Consider the following 13292-nt stretch of genomic DNA (forward strand, 5'->3'; position numbering starts at 1 on the left):
GGGCACGTGGCGCGCGGCGGAATAAGGTTACCTCGATGCCTTCAGACGACCGCACGGATGCCTCGGAGCGCCGCCCGCGCCTCACGCCGCCGATCGCCGATGCCCGCCGCGCCGTGCGCGCCGTGCTCGAGCCCGTCGATCCCGACGAGACCGGCGCGACCCCGCCGCTCGCGCTCGTCGCGCTCTCCGGTGGCGCCGACTCCCTCGCGCTCGCGGCGGCAACGGCGTTCGAGGCGCCGCGGGCGGGATGGCGCGCCGGTGCCGTCGTCGTCGACCACGGACTGCAGGCGGGCTCGGCCGCGGTCGCCGAGCGCGCCGCCGCCCAGGCCCGGGAGCTCGGGCTCGATCCCGTGCTCGTGCGCCGCGTCGAGGTGCCGGCCGCCGGCCAGGGGCCGGAGGCATCCGCCCGCGCCGCCCGCTACGCCGCGCTCGACGCGGTCGCCGCCGAGACCGGGGCGGCCATCGTGCTGCTCGGCCACACGCTCGACGACCAGGCCGAGACGGTGCTGCTCGGCCTCGCCCGCGGCGCCGGGGGAGCGAGCCTCATGGGCATGCCGCAGCGCGCCGGCCGCTACGTGCGGCCGCTCCTCGGCCTCCGCCGCGAGACGACGCGGCAGGCGTGCCTCGACGCGGGGCTCGACGTCTGGGACGACCCGCACAACACCGACCCCGGCTACGCCCGGGTGCGGGTGCGCGAGCGCGTGCTCCCCGTGCTCGAGGCCGAGCTCGGACCGGGCATCGCCGAGGCGCTCGCCCGCACCGCCGAGCAGCTCCGCGAGGACGAGGCGGCCTTCGACGAGCAGCTCGAAGAGTTCATCGAGGAGATCTGCGAGCCCGCCGAGGCCGGCATCGCCGTCTCGGCCGCGGTGCTCGCCGCCAATCCCGCGGCCCTCCGCCAGCGCATCATCCGGCACGTCGTCGGCAGCGAGTTCGGCGTCGCGCTCAGCCGGGTGCAGACGCTCGAGGTCGCCCGGCTCGTGACCGACTGGCACGGACAGGGCCCGGTCGCCCTGCCGGGCGGGGCCGTCGCGACCCGCGCGGGGGCGCACGTCGTGTTCTCGGCGACCGGCGCGACCGAGATCCTGCCGCACGATCACTGACCGGGGCACGGATCGGGGCGCGGCGTCGCCTAGGATCGTTCCATGCACGCGAGCGACATCGAGGGCGACCTCACCGAAGTCCTGGTGACCGAATCCGAGATCCACGCGAAGCTCGCTGAGCTCGCCCGGCGCATCGAGGCCGACTACGAGGGGCGCGACCTGCTGCTCGTCGGCGTGCTGAAGGGCGCGGTCATGGTCATGGCCGATCTCGCGCGCGAGCTGCGGCCGCACCTGAACATGGACTGGATGGCCGTGTCGAGCTACGGCGCCGGCACCCAGTCCTCCGGCGTCGTGAAGATCCTGAAGGACCTCGACACCGACCTCACCGGCCGCGACGTGCTCATCGTCGAGGACATCATCGACTCGGGCCTCACCCTCAGCTGGCTGCTGGAGAACCTGCGCTCGCGCGGCGCCGCGTCCGTCGAGGTCTGCGCCCTGCTGCGCAAGCCCGACGCCGCCAAGGTCGAGGTCGACGTGCGCTACCTCGGCTTCGACATCCCGAACCAGTTCGTCGTCGGCTACGGCCTCGACTACGCGGAGCGCTACCGCAACCTGCGCGACGTCGCGATCCTCGCGCCGCACGTCTACAGCTAGGCCCGCACTGCTGCGCAGCCCTCAGCGGCAATGCCCATGGTCCGCTTCGGGACTGCTGCGCAGCCCTCAGCGAACATACGGCCAGCGATCAGCGGGTGAACGGTAGCCTGGCAGCACCATGAACATGAAGAAGATCCTGCGCGGACCGGTCATCTACATCCTGATCGCCGCGATCGTGGTGTGGATCGGTGCGAGCCTCATCACGGCCTCCGGGTTCAAAGAGGTGTCCACGCAGGAGGGCCTCGAGCTCCTGAAGGACGGCAAGGTCGCCGCCGCCAAGATCGTCGACGGTGAGAACCGGGTCGACCTCACGCTCGCGAAGGCCGACGAGAAGCTCGGCACGCAGGTGCAGTTCTACTACGTCACGCCTCGCGGCGCCGACGTGATCGCGGCCGTCGACGACGCGAACCCGAAGGACGGCTTCAACGACGAGGTGCCGCAGCCGAACTGGTTCCTCTCGATGCTCGGCATCCTGCTGCCGCTGCTGCTCATCGGCCTCTTCTTCTGGATCATGCTCTCGGGCATGCAGGGCGGCGGAAACCGCGTCATGCAGTTCGGCAAGTCGAAGGCGAAGCTCGTCTCGAAGGAGAGCCCGAAGGTCACCTTCGACGACGTCGCGGGCGCCGACGAGGCCATCGAGGAGCTCCACGAGATCAAGGAGTTCCTGAAGGAGCCGGCGAAGTTCCAGGCGGTGGGCGCGCGCATCCCCAAGGGCGTGCTGCTCTACGGCCCTCCCGGCACCGGCAAGACCCTGCTCGCGCGCGCCGTCGCCGGCGAGGCGGGCGTGCCCTTCTACTCGATCTCGGGCTCCGACTTCGTCGAGATGTTCGTCGGCGTCGGCGCGAGCCGCGTGCGCGACCTCTTCGACCAGGCCAAGCAGAACGCCCCGGCCATCATCTTCGTCGACGAGATCGACGCCGTCGGCCGCCACCGCGGCGCCGGCATGGGCGGCGGCCACGACGAGCGCGAGCAGACGCTGAACCAGCTGCTCGTCGAGATGGACGGCTTCGACCCCAAGACGAACGTCATCCTCATCGCGGCGACGAACCGCCCCGACATCCTCGACCCGGCGCTGCTGCGCCCTGGCCGCTTCGACCGCCAGATCGGCGTCGATGCGCCCGACCTCAAGGGCCGGCAGAAGATCCTCGAGGTGCACTCGAAGGGCAAGCCGCTCGCGAAGGGCGTCGACCTCGAGGTGCTCGCGCGCAAGACGCCGGGCTTCACCGGCGCCGACCTCGCGAACGTGCTGAACGAGGCGGCCCTGCTCACGGCCCGCTCGAACGCGCAGCTCATCGACAACCGCGCCCTCGACGAAGCCGTCGACCGCGTGATCGCCGGCCCGCAGCGCCGCACCCGCGTGATGAAGGACAAGGAGAAGCTCATCACGGCCTACCACGAGGGCGGCCACGCCCTCGCGGCGGCGGCGATGAACTACACCGACCCGGTCACGAAGATCACGATCCTGCCCCGCGGCCGCGCCCTCGGCTACACGATGGTGCTGCCGCTGGAGGACAAGTACTCCGTGACCCGCAACGAGCTGCTCGACCAGCTCACCTACGCGATGGGCGGCCGCGTCGCCGAGGAGATCGTGTTCCACGACCCCTCGACCGGTGCGTCGAACGACATCGAGAAGGCCACGGCGACCGCCCGCAAGATGGTCACCGAGTACGGCATGTCGGCGAACGTCGGCGCGGTGAAGCTCGGCCAGTCCTCGGGCGAGATGTTCCTGGGCCGCGACATGGGCCACCAGCGCGACTACTCCGAGGGCATCGCCGAGAAGGTCGACGCCGAGGTGCGCACGCTCATCGAGCAGGCGCACGACGAGGCCTGGCAGGTGCTGAACGACAACCGCGACATCCTCGACAAGCTGGCGGCCGAGCTCCTCGAGCAGGAGACCCTCGACCACAACCAGATCGCCGAGATCTTCAAGGACGTGCGCAAGCTCCCCGAGCGCCCGCTGTGGCTGTCGAGCGACAAGCGCCCGGTGTCCGACGTGCCGCCGATCGCGTTCCCGACCGAGAAGATGCCGATCGACGCCGGGCTCGTCGACGGCGGCATCGACTCCGACGTGACGCCCGAGGAGCCCGCGGCCGAGCCGACGGCGCCGCGGTCGAACCCGCGGCCGGCGACGGCCTGAGCCGTGACGGGGCGGGGATGACGACACCCGGCGTCGACCAGCAGCGCATCGCGCGCGCCGTGCGCGAGATCCTGCTCGCGATCGGCGAGGACCCGGCGCGGCCCGGGCTCGCCCGCACCCCGCAGCGGGTGGCGGAGGCGTACGCGGAGTTCTTCGGCGGTCTCGCCGTCGACCCCCTCGTGCACCTGGCCGACGCGGTCCCGCTCGACGCCGGCATCCGCCGGGCGAAGGGCGGGGCGGATGCCGACACCCCGACGACCTCGGACGCGGTGGTGCTGCGCGACCTCGACTTCCGCTCGGTGTGCGAGCACCACCTGCTGCCCTTCGTCGGCACGGCGCACGTCGCCTACCTCCCCGGCGACCGCGTGGTCGGCCTCGGCCGCATCCCTGCCGTCGTCGACACGCTCGCGAGCCGTCCGCAGCTGCAGGAGCGCCTCGCGGAGGAGATCGCCGACGCGCTCGAGACGGGCCTGGAGCCGAAGGGCGTGCTCGTCGTGCTCGACGCGCAGCACCGCTGCGTCACGACCCGCGGCTCCCGCCAGGAGCGCAGCTCGACGGTGACCATCGCGAGCCGCGGCGCACTCGCCGAGCCCGCGGCCCGGGCCGAGATCGTCGCCCTCATCGGGGCCCGGCGTGACTGAGGAGCCGACCGCGCCCTCGACGCCGCTCGTGATGGGCGTCGTGAACGTGACGCCCGACTCCTTCAGCGACGGCGGACGCTGGTTCGACCCCGAGCTCGCCATCGCGCACGGCCTCGAGCTCGCGGCGGCCGGCGCCGAGCTGCTCGACGTCGGCGGCGAGTCGACTCGCCCCGGCGCCGCGCGGGTCGAACCCGCGGAGGAGCTGCGCCGGGTCATCCCCGTCGTCACCGAGCTCGCCGCCCGCGGCCACCGGGTGAGCGTCGACACGATGCGCGCCGCGACCGCGCAGGCCGCCGTCGCGGCCGGGGCCGAGCTCATCAACGACGTCTCCGCCGGCCTCGCCGACGAGGCCATGGCCGAGATCGCCGCCGCGAGCGGCGCCCGCTACGTCGCGATGCACTGGCGCGGCCACTCCGACCGCATGGAGGGGCTCGCCGAGTACGACGACGTCGTGCGCGAGGTGCGCGACGAGCTCGCCGCCCGGGTCGACGCCCTCGTCGCCGCGGGCGTCGCCCCCGAGCGGATCGTGCTCGACCCCGGGCTCGGCTTCGCCAAGCGCGCGGAGCACAACTGGCAGCTGCTCGCCGGGCTCGGCGAGCTGCAGGCCCTCGGCTTCCCCGTGCTCGTCGGCGCGTCCCGCAAGCGCTTCCTCGGCGGGCTGCTGCCCGAGGGCGCCCCGGTCGAGGAGCGGGACCTGCCCACCGCCGTCGTGAGCGTGCTCTCGGCGCAGGCCGGGGCCTGGGCGGTGCGCGTGCACGACGTCGCGGCGACCCGGCTCGCCCTCGACGTCCTCGGAGCATGGCAGCATGGAGCACGTGGTTGACGCGCGCACCGGGGGAGACCGGATCACCCTGACCGGGCTGCGCGTGTTCGCGCACCACGGCGTCTTCGACTTCGAGCGCGCCGACGGCCAGGAGTTCGTCATCGACGTGACCGTGCTCGTCGACCTCGCCGCAGCGGCCCGCGGCGACGAGCTCGCGCGCACCGTGCACTACGGCGAGCTCGCCGAGGCCGTCGTGCACGGCGTCGAGCGCGACCCCGTCGACCTCATCGAGACCGTCGCCGAGCGGGTCGCGCAGATCGCCCTCGGCTTCGAGGCGGCCGAGGCCGTCGAGGTGACGGTGCACAAGCCGCAGGCGCCCATCCGCGTGCCCTTCGACGACGTCGCCGTCACCATCACGAGGAGCCGCGCGTGACCCGGGCCGTCATCGCCTTCGGCGCGAACCTCGGCGACCGCGAGGCGACCATCGCCCAGGCCGCCGCCGAGCTCGCCGACACCCCGGGCGTCGAGCTCGTCGCGGTCTCGCCCGTCTACGAGACGCCGGCCATCAAGCTCTCCGGCGTCGACCACGACGCCCCGGGCTACCTCAACGGCGTGCTGCTCGTCGAGACCGAGCTCGCCCCGCTCGCCCTCCTCGACGTGCTGCAGGGGCTCGAGCAGGCCCACGGGCGGGTGCGCGAGGAGCGCTGGGGCGACCGCACGCTCGACCTCGACCTCATCGACTACGGCGGTGCCCGGTTCGCCGACGCCCGGCTCGAACTGCCGCATCCGCGCGCCTGGCAGCGGGCCTTCGTGCTGCAGCCCTGGCTCGACGTCGACCCCGACGCGGTCGTCGCGGGCCGAGGCACGGTGGCCGAGCTCCGCGCCGCGGCCAGCGACGAGGTGCGCCGCCGATGAAGCGCACCCACGCCCCCGTGATCGTCGCGTTCGTGGCGCTCGGCCTCGTGCTCGGCTACCTCGGCGACCTCGCGATCGTCTCCGCGGGCGGCAACGCGCTCGTGCCGCCGGTCTCGCTGCCGATCACCCTCGTCGGCGTCGGCGCGGTCGTCGTCGCCCTCGCCTGGCCGATCCGCCGCGCGGTCAAGGGCACCGGGCGCCGGGTCGACCCGTTCCGCGCGATGCGCGTCGCCGTGCTCGCGAAGGCGTGCAGCCTGAGCGGCGCGCTCGTCGCCGGCCTCGGGCTCGGCATCACCCTCTTCCTGCTGAGCCGCACCGTGGTGCCCCAGGCGGGCACCGTCTGGCTCGCCGCGGCGACGGCGATCGGCGCCGTGCTGCTGCTCGCCGCCGGCCTCGTCGCCGAGCACTTCTGCACCCTTCCACCCGACGATCCCGAGGATGAAGAGCCCGCCCATGCCTGAGCAGTCGGACCACCCTGAGCAGCCTGACCACACTGAGCAGCCTGACCACACTGAGCAGCCCGTCCACCCCGAGCAGCCCGCCCCCGAGCAGCCCGCCCCTGCTCAGCCCGCGCACCGCTTCACGCCCGATGCCGAATGGCGCCGCGTCTCGCCGAAGTACCTCGTCGTCGAGGTGATCGGCTCGATCATCACGACCGCGATCATCGTGGCCGCCCTGCTCGTCGCCTTCTCGCTCTGGGGACTCTGGTGGGCGCCGTGGGCCGCCGGCGCCGTCGCGCTCGTCGCGATCATCGCGATCGCCTTCGAGCCCCGCCGGGTGCGCTCGATCGGCTACCGCCTCCGCGAGGACGACCTGCTGTTCCGCCGCGGCATCATGTTCCATCGCCAGGTCGCGGTGCCCTACGGCCGCATGCAGCTCGTCGACATCACCCGCGGGCCCGTCGCCCGCGCGCTCGGCCTCGCCGAGCTGAAGTTCGTGACCGCCGCGGCCGCCACGGCGGTCACCGTCCCCGGCATCCCCGAGGCGGAGGCCGACCGGCTGCGCGACGAGCTCGTCGCGCTCGCCGAGTCCCGGCGGGCGGGCCTGTGAGCGGAGCCGCCCCCGCGAAGCCCGTCGTCGACCTCGCCGACGGCGAGTGGCACCGGCTGCACCCGGCGAGCCCGCTGCTGCGCGGCGGCCTGGTGTTCATCGCGATCGCGGGCTTCGTGATCGCGAACCTGCGCGAGCGGGTCGTCGAGTTCTTCCTCGTGATCTTCGCCCCCGGCCAGCTCGACGACGGCTTCGGCGAGTGGAGCGACGAGAACGACTGGGGCCGGGACCCGATCGGCGGCATCGTCGCGAACAACCTCGTCGGCTGGGCGCTGCTCGGCGTGCTGCTCGTCGTCGTGCTCGTGATCGCCGGGTTCTGGCTGTCCTGGCGGATGCACACCTTCCGCATCACGCCCGAGGCGGTCGAGGTGCGCAGCGGCATCCTGTTCCGCTCGCACCGCAGCGCCAGGCTCGACCGCATCCAGGGCATCAACATCACCCGCCCGGTGTTCGCCCGCCTGTTCGGCGCCGCGAAGCTCGAGGTGCAGGTGGCCGGCCAGTCGGGCAACATGCAGCTCGCCTACCTCGGCTCCTCGCTCACCGACGGCCTGCGCCGCGACATCCTGCGCCTCGCCTCCGGGGCGCGGGCGACGAAGAACGGCCCGGCTCCGGCCGTCGCGCTGCCGACGGTCGCGAGCGGCGAGGCGGTCACCGTCCCCGGCATCCCCGAGCCGCTGCCGGGCGCCGCGCCGTCCGCCGAGCCGCCCACGATCGGCTCGCGCGCGGGCGCGATCGTCGGCCAGCGGGTCGACGAGTTCCTGGCCCCCGAGCTCGATCCCGAGCTCGCCCCGCCGGAGTCGGTCGTGCACATCCCCGTCGGGCGCATCGTCGGCTCGACGCTGCTCGGCGGCGCCGCGCTGTGGATGCTCGCGCTCGCCGGCATCGTGGTGGCGGGCATCGTCAGCCGGCAGCTCTGGATGCTGTTCACTTTCGTCCCGGCCGCGATCGGCATCGTGAGCTACCTCTGGTCGCGCATCACGAAGTCGCTGCGCTACTCGATCGCGGGCACGCCCGACGGCGTGCGGGTCGGCTACGGCCTGCTGTCGACGGCGAACCACACCCTCCCGCCCGGCCGCATCCACGCGGTCGAGGCGACGCAGTGGATCTTCTGGCGCCCCTTCGGTTGGTGGTCGGTGCGCATCAACGTCGCCGGCCAGTCCGTGACGAACGGCTCGGAGGCGGCGCAGCGCACGCAGGTGCTGCCCGTCGGCACCGCCGAGGACGTGCAGCGCGTCATCGCCCTGCTGCTGCCCGAGGCGGCCGAGGGCGGGCCCGTCGCCGCGCAGATCGGCAGCGGGCTCACCGGGCGCGCCGGACGTGAGGGCGACCGCTTCTCGGCGACGCCGAAGCGGGGCGCCTGGCTGCACCCCTTCTCGTGGCGGCGCATCGGCTGGTCGGTGTCCGACGGCATCGCCCTGCTGCGGCGCGGCTCGCTCGTGCGGCGGCTCGTGCTCGTGCCGCTCGCGCGGATGCAGTCGGTGGCCCTCTCCGCCGGGCCGGTGCGACGGGGGCTCGGGCTCGCCGAGCTCCGCCTGCACACCGTCGTCGGCCCCGTCGTGCCGAGCCTGCCCGTCATCGAGCGCGAGGCCGGCGAGGCGCTCTTCGCGCACCTCGCCGACGAGGCGGTCGAGCGCGCGAACGAGGACCGCTCGCAGCACTGGGGCCGGGAGACGGCGGATGCCTGAGCGCGCCGGGCGACTCGGGGTCGGCACCGTCGGGGCCGGCCGGGTCGGCGCCGTGCTGGCCGCCGCACTCGGCGGGGCGGGGCACGCCCTCACCGGTGTGACCGCCGTCTCCGACTCGAGCCGGGACCGCGCCGACGCGATGCTGCCCGGCGTCCCCGTGCTGACCACCCCCGAAGTCGTCCGTCGCAGCGAGCTCGTGCTGCTCGCCGTGCCGGCCGCCGAGCTGCCCGCCCTCGTCGACGGCCTCGCCGCGACGGGCGACTGGCAGCCGGGGCAGCTCGTGCTGCACACGGCCGCCGAGTACGGCGCCGGGGTGCTCGATCCCGCCCGTCGGGCCGGTGCCATCCCGCTCGCCGTGCACCCGGTGATGAGCTTCACCGGCACGAGCATCGACCTCGCCCGGCTCGCGGGGGCGTGGTTCGCCGTCACCGCGCCCGCGCCCGTGCTGCCGATCGCGCAGGCGCTCGTCGTGGAGATGGGCGGCGAACCGTTCGTCGTCGAGGAGTCGGCGCGCCCGGCCTACGCCGAGGCGATCGACACGGCGGTCTCGTTCTCCTCGGCGATCGTCGACCAGGCGAGCGGCATCCTCGGCGGGCTCGGCGTGAGCCGCCCGGGCGCCGTGCTCGCCCCGCTCGTGCGCAGCGCGGTCGAGAACGCCCTGGCCCGGCACGACGAGGGACCGGGGCTCGACGGGCCGGCCGCCCTCGGCGAGCCCGGCGAGCACGACGATCCCCCTGGAGGACCCTGGTGAACGATACGACGCCCGCCGATCCGCCCGCCGACTCGCCCGCCGACCCGCCCGCCGTCGTCGGCACGATCGCCGAGCTCCGGGCCCGCGTGGCCGAGGCGCGGGCCGGCGGGGCATCCGTCGCCTTCGTCCCGACCATGGGCGCCCTGCACGACGGCCATCTCGCGCTCGTCGCGCGCGCCCGCGAGCTCGCCGAGCTCGTCGTCGTCTCGATCTTCGTGAACCCGCTGCAGTTCGGGCCGAACGAGGACCTCGAACGCTACCCGCGCACCCTCGACGCCGACGTCGCCGCGCTCCGCGGCACCGGGACGGCGCTCGTGTTCGCCCCCGCCGTCGACGAGATGTATCCCCACGGCCCGACGCAGACGCGCATCGTCGCGGGCGAGGTCGGCGGGCTCTACGAGGGCGCCTCCCGGCCGGGGCACTTCGACGGCATGCTCACGGTCGTCGCGAAGCTCTACCACATCGTGCAGCCCGACGTCGCCGTGTTCGGCCAGAAGGACGCCCAGCAGGTGCACCTCGTGCGCCGCATGGTCCGCGAACTCGACTTCCCCCTCGACATCGAGGTCGTCGAGACGGTGCGCGAGGCCGACGGACTCGCGCTCTCCAGCCGCAACCGCTTCCTCGGCGAGCCGGAGCGCCGCACGGCGCTCGTGCTGTCCGAGGCGCTCGCCGCGGCCGCCGCCGCGGCGCCGCAGGGCGCCCAGGAGGCGCTCGCCGAAGCGGTCGCCGCCTTCGGCGATCACGACGGCGCCGAGCTCGACTACTTCGTCATCGTCGACCCCGACACCTTCCTGCCCGTGGCCGACGACGCGGCAGGTCCCGCCCTCGCGCTCGTCGCCGCTCGGGTCGGCGCGACCCGGCTGATCGACAACCGGCGCGTCGTGCTCGGCTGACCGCAAGTAGGCTGGTGGTCGCACGATTCCGAGCGCGCACCGCGATCCGCGAGAACCACGAGAGAGAAGCATGGCCGACGAGACGCCGAACCAGCCCACCGAACCCACGGCCGAGGAGATCTCGGAGCAGAAGGCCGTGCGGCTCCAGAAGCGCGCGCGGCTGATCGACGAGGCGAGCGACCTCGGCGGCGGCGCCTACCCGGTGCGCCTGCCGATCACGACGACGATCCCCGAGGTGCGCGACCGCTTCGTCGGTCTCGGTGTCGACGAGGCCTCCGGCGAGACCGTCGGCGTGGCCGGTCGGGTCGTGCACCTGCGCAACACCGGCAAGCTCTGCTTCGCGGCACTGCAGTCCGGCGACGGCAGCCGCATCCAGGCGATGGTCTCCCTCGCCGAGGTCGGCGAGGAGTCGCTCGCCGCGTGGAAGGAGCTCGTCGACCTCGGCGACCACCTCTTCGTCTCCGGCGAGGTCATCACCAGCCGCCGCGGCGAGCTGTCGATCATGGTGAAGGAGTGGCGCATCGCGGCGAAGGCCGTGCTGCCGCTGCCGAACCTGCACAACGAGCTCGGCGAGGAGACCCGGGTGCGCTCGCGCTACCTCGACCTCATCGCCCGCGAGCAGGCCCGCAAGAACGTCGTCGACCGCGCGAAGGTCAACGCGAGCCTCCGGCACACCTTCACGGGCCTCGGCTTCATCGAGGTCGAGACGCCGATGCTGCAGGTCATGCACGGCGGCGCCTCTGCCCGCCCCTTCGTCACGCACTCGAACGCCTTCGACACCGAGCTGTACCTGCGCATCGCGCCGGAGCTGTACCTGAAGCGCGCCGTCGTCGGCGGCATCGAGCGGGTCTACGAGATCAACCGCAACTTCCGCAACGAGGGCGCCGACTCCACGCACAGCCCCGAGTTCGCGATGCTCGAGGCATACGAGGCCTACGGCGACTACACGACGATCGCCGACCTCACGCAGAAGCTGATCCAGGATGCCGCGGCCGCCGTCTCCGGCTCGCACGTCGTGACCTGGGCCGACGGCACCGAGTACGACCTCGGCGGCGAGTGGGACCGCATCTCGATGTACGGCTCGCTCTCCGAGGCGATCGGCGAGGAGATCACGCCCGAGACGCCGATGGCGCGGCTCGAGGAGCTCGCCGAGGCGGCGGGCATCGAGATCGACCACCCCATCCCCGGCAAGTTCGTCGAGGAGTTGTGGGAGCACCACGTGAAGGGCGGGCTCGTCCGGCCGACCTTCGTGATGGACTTCCCGGAGGACACCTCGCCGCTCGTGCGCGGGCACCGCTCCATCCCGGGCGTCGTCGAGAAGTGGGACCTCTACGTGCGCGGCTTCGAGCTCGCCACCGGCTACTCGGAGCTCGTCGACCCGGTCATCCAGCGCGAGCGCTTCGTCGCCCAGGCGACCCTCGCCGCGGGCGGCGACCCCGAGGCGATGCAGCTCGACGAGGAGTTCCTGCGGGCGCTCGAGTTCGGCATGCCGCCGTCGGGCGGCATGGGCATGGGCATCGACCGCCTGCTCATGGCGATCACGGGCCTCGGCATCCGCGAGACCATCCTCTTCCCGCTGGTGAAGTGACGATGAGCGCCGATCGCCCCGACCGGGACCCCGAGCGTCCGTCGAACTCGCGGATCATGATCTGGGTCGTGGTCGGGGCGATCGCGCTCTACTTCATCGGCTCCGGCGTCTGGGGCCTGCTGACGAACGGCGGCTGAGCTCATACCGGTCCGCTGAGCCCGCCCTGGTTCGCTGAGCCCGCCCTGGTTCGCTGAGCTTGTCGAAGCGACTCATTCCCTTCGACGGGCTCAGGGAACCACCCTCGCCCATGGAATCCCAAAGCGCTTGACGCAAGCCCGGATGTGACCTAGGTTCGGGCTATGTCAGGACGCACAGTGGGATCCCGCAGCACGTTTGCACCTCGTGCGAAACGAGCCATCGCCCTCCTAGCCGCCTCCGGGGCGGCGCTCCTTGCGCTCGCTGCACCTCCTGTTGCCGCGAGCGCAGAGACCGCGCCATCGGTTGAGAGTGCAGAAGCGGCAGCTCGCGTCGCTGCATACCAACGGGCGAACCCAGCCCCGGTTCCTCCAGCGATGACCGATCTGTCGGCACCTGATGCGAGTGCCGCAGAACTGGTTGCCGCCGATGCGTTCGGGAAAGCGATGCAACGTTATTGGCGGGACTTCCCCTGGGAAGCGGGAGCCGCTCAATGGGGATGCGAGATCTTTGACCTGATCCTCGAGTACAACGAGGCGACCCCGGAGTGGAAAGTCGGCTTTCCGAGTGTGCAGTTCGGTGCGAGCTGCGACGACCCCTCGTTCATGCTGACGGTGCACCAGATCACGAGCCTCAACACGGCTGCGCTCGAGCGCTTCCCCGCCGAAGGCCCGGAGTCTGAGGCGGCCGAGCCATCAGCGGCTGGTGAGATCGGTCCGCTCGCGGAACGCTGCGGAGTGGTCATCGGCGGAGGAAGCCACTGCCTCAATGTTGCAGCCGGCGTTCAGTCAGGGAGTTATAAGTGGCTCGGTACGACCATGCATGGGCGACTTCGACTCGGCACCGCGAGCGTCGTGTACCCGAGCTGCAACGCGGCGAGCACGCTCAAGACCGGTCCGGTGTACACCTACTCGACCAACACGTTGCGCAGCATCGGGTCTACCTACGCGATGAGTGCCAACTGGTTCCTCGCGTTCGACCAGGCGACGAGCAGCGGGTCAGTTACCGGCGAGCGGAGCAGGATCTGCGTCGCCGGATGA

Annotated in this window: 15 protein-coding genes; all 15 read left to right on the forward strand. The window is 72.7% G+C overall.

Translation table 11 applies throughout. The annotated features are described in order from the left end of the window. The first annotated feature begins 35 nt into the window (after positions 1–35). The 15 genes from tilS (at position 36) to MTP13_RS08680 (ending at position 13292) form a co-directional block, all read left to right on the forward strand. Positions 36–1100: a tRNA lysidine(34) synthetase TilS gene (gene tilS, locus MTP13_RS08615; protein WP_243570663.1), complete on the forward strand. Its 1065-nt coding sequence runs from the start codon at positions 36–38 to the stop codon at positions 1098–1100. A 42-nt stretch (positions 1101–1142) separates the two neighbouring features. Further along, positions 1143–1694, forward strand: coding sequence for a hypoxanthine phosphoribosyltransferase (gene hpt / locus MTP13_RS08620; protein WP_243570664.1), 552 nt, complete (start codon positions 1143–1145; stop codon positions 1692–1694). A 118-nt stretch (positions 1695–1812) separates the two neighbouring features. Beyond that, positions 1813–3831: an ATP-dependent zinc metalloprotease FtsH gene (gene ftsH / locus MTP13_RS08625; RefSeq protein ID WP_243570665.1), complete on the forward strand. Its 2019-nt coding sequence runs from the start codon at positions 1813–1815 to the stop codon at positions 3829–3831. Positions 3832–3848: 17 nt separating this feature from the next. Then, complete coding sequence (gene folE / locus MTP13_RS08630; protein ID WP_243570666.1) at positions 3849–4472, forward strand: GTP cyclohydrolase I; 624 nt, start codon at positions 3849–3851, stop codon at positions 4470–4472. A 31-nt stretch (positions 4473–4503) separates the two neighbouring features. Then, positions 4504–5295 carry a dihydropteroate synthase gene (gene folP / locus MTP13_RS08635; RefSeq protein WP_243570788.1) on the forward strand — a complete coding sequence of 264 codons (792 nt, stop codon included), beginning with the start codon at positions 4504–4506 and terminating at the stop codon, positions 5293–5295. After that, positions 5279–5668 carry a dihydroneopterin aldolase gene (gene folB / locus MTP13_RS08640; protein WP_243570667.1) on the forward strand — a complete coding sequence of 130 codons (390 nt, stop codon included), beginning with the start codon at positions 5279–5281 and terminating at the stop codon, positions 5666–5668. The genes folP and folB overlap by 17 nt, the downstream gene beginning before the upstream one ends. Continuing rightward, entirely contained in the window at positions 5665–6150 is a 486-nt protein-coding gene (gene folK / locus MTP13_RS08645) for a 2-amino-4-hydroxy-6-hydroxymethyldihydropteridine diphosphokinase (protein ID WP_243570668.1), read from the forward strand. Before folB ends, folK begins: the two co-directional genes overlap by 4 nt. Then, entirely contained in the window at positions 6147–6611 is a 465-nt protein-coding gene (locus tag MTP13_RS08650) for a DUF3180 domain-containing protein (protein ID WP_243570669.1), read from the forward strand. The genes folK and MTP13_RS08650 overlap by 4 nt, the downstream gene beginning before the upstream one ends. Next, a complete protein-coding gene (locus tag MTP13_RS08655) occupies positions 6604–7200 on the forward strand; it encodes a PH domain-containing protein (protein WP_243570670.1) in 597 nt (198 codons plus the stop codon). Before MTP13_RS08650 ends, MTP13_RS08655 begins: the two co-directional genes overlap by 8 nt. After that, positions 7197–8885, forward strand: a complete 1689-nt coding sequence (locus MTP13_RS08660; RefSeq protein WP_243570672.1) for a PH domain-containing protein — start codon at positions 7197–7199, stop codon at positions 8883–8885. The genes MTP13_RS08655 and MTP13_RS08660 overlap by 4 nt, the downstream gene beginning before the upstream one ends. After that, positions 8878–9636, forward strand: coding sequence for a Rossmann-like and DUF2520 domain-containing protein (locus tag MTP13_RS08665; RefSeq protein WP_243570673.1), 759 nt, complete (start codon positions 8878–8880; stop codon positions 9634–9636). The genes MTP13_RS08660 and MTP13_RS08665 overlap by 8 nt, the downstream gene beginning before the upstream one ends. After that, positions 9633–10529, forward strand: coding sequence for a pantoate--beta-alanine ligase (gene panC, locus MTP13_RS08670; protein WP_243570674.1), 897 nt, complete (start codon positions 9633–9635; stop codon positions 10527–10529). The genes MTP13_RS08665 and panC overlap by 4 nt, the downstream gene beginning before the upstream one ends. Positions 10530–10599: 70 nt before the next feature. Further along, complete coding sequence (lysS, locus tag MTP13_RS08675; protein WP_243570675.1) at positions 10600–12117, forward strand: lysine--tRNA ligase; 1518 nt, start codon at positions 10600–10602, stop codon at positions 12115–12117. Between the two features lie 2 nt (positions 12118–12119). Then, positions 12120–12254 (forward strand): hypothetical protein, encoded by a 135-nt coding sequence (locus tag MTP13_RS18205; RefSeq protein ID WP_279399773.1) that lies wholly within the window; start codon positions 12120–12122, stop codon positions 12252–12254. Between the two features lie 375 nt (positions 12255–12629). Further along, positions 12630–13292, forward strand: a complete 663-nt coding sequence (locus MTP13_RS08680; RefSeq protein ID WP_243570676.1) for a hypothetical protein — start codon at positions 12630–12632, stop codon at positions 13290–13292.

It is taken from the genome of Agromyces soli, from assembly GCF_022811605.1.
GTDB classification, from domain to species: domain Bacteria; phylum Actinomycetota; class Actinomycetes; order Actinomycetales; family Microbacteriaceae; genus Agromyces; species Agromyces soli.

Bases quoted from the DNA above. Each gene is read 5' to 3' on its own strand.
- folE (WP_243570666.1), top strand. From the start codon at position 3,849: ATGACGACACCCGGCGTCGACCAGCAGCGCATCGCGCGCGCCGTGCGC.
- hpt (WP_243570664.1), top strand. From the start codon at position 1,143: ATGCACGCGAGCGACATCGAGGGCGACCTCACCGAAGTCCTGGTGACC.
- MTP13_RS18205 (WP_279399773.1), top strand. From the start codon at position 12,120: ATGAGCGCCGATCGCCCCGACCGGGACCCCGAGCGTCCGTCGAACTCG.
- tilS (WP_243570663.1), top strand. From the start codon at position 36: ATGCCTTCAGACGACCGCACGGATGCCTCGGAGCGCCGCCCGCGCCTC.
- folP (WP_243570788.1), top strand. From the start codon at position 4,504: ATGGGCGTCGTGAACGTGACGCCCGACTCCTTCAGCGACGGCGGACGC.
- MTP13_RS08665 (WP_243570673.1), top strand. From the start codon at position 8,878: ATGCCTGAGCGCGCCGGGCGACTCGGGGTCGGCACCGTCGGGGCCGGC.
- MTP13_RS08655 (WP_243570670.1), top strand. From the start codon at position 6,604: ATGCCTGAGCAGTCGGACCACCCTGAGCAGCCTGACCACACTGAGCAG.
- lysS (WP_243570675.1), top strand. From the start codon at position 10,600: ATGGCCGACGAGACGCCGAACCAGCCCACCGAACCCACGGCCGAGGAG.
- ftsH (WP_243570665.1), top strand. From the start codon at position 1,813: ATGAACATGAAGAAGATCCTGCGCGGACCGGTCATCTACATCCTGATC.
- MTP13_RS08680 (WP_243570676.1), top strand. From the start codon at position 12,630: ATGACCGATCTGTCGGCACCTGATGCGAGTGCCGCAGAACTGGTTGCC.
- MTP13_RS08650 (WP_243570669.1), top strand. From the start codon at position 6,147: ATGAAGCGCACCCACGCCCCCGTGATCGTCGCGTTCGTGGCGCTCGGC.
- folB (WP_243570667.1), top strand. From the start codon at position 5,279: ATGGAGCACGTGGTTGACGCGCGCACCGGGGGAGACCGGATCACCCTG.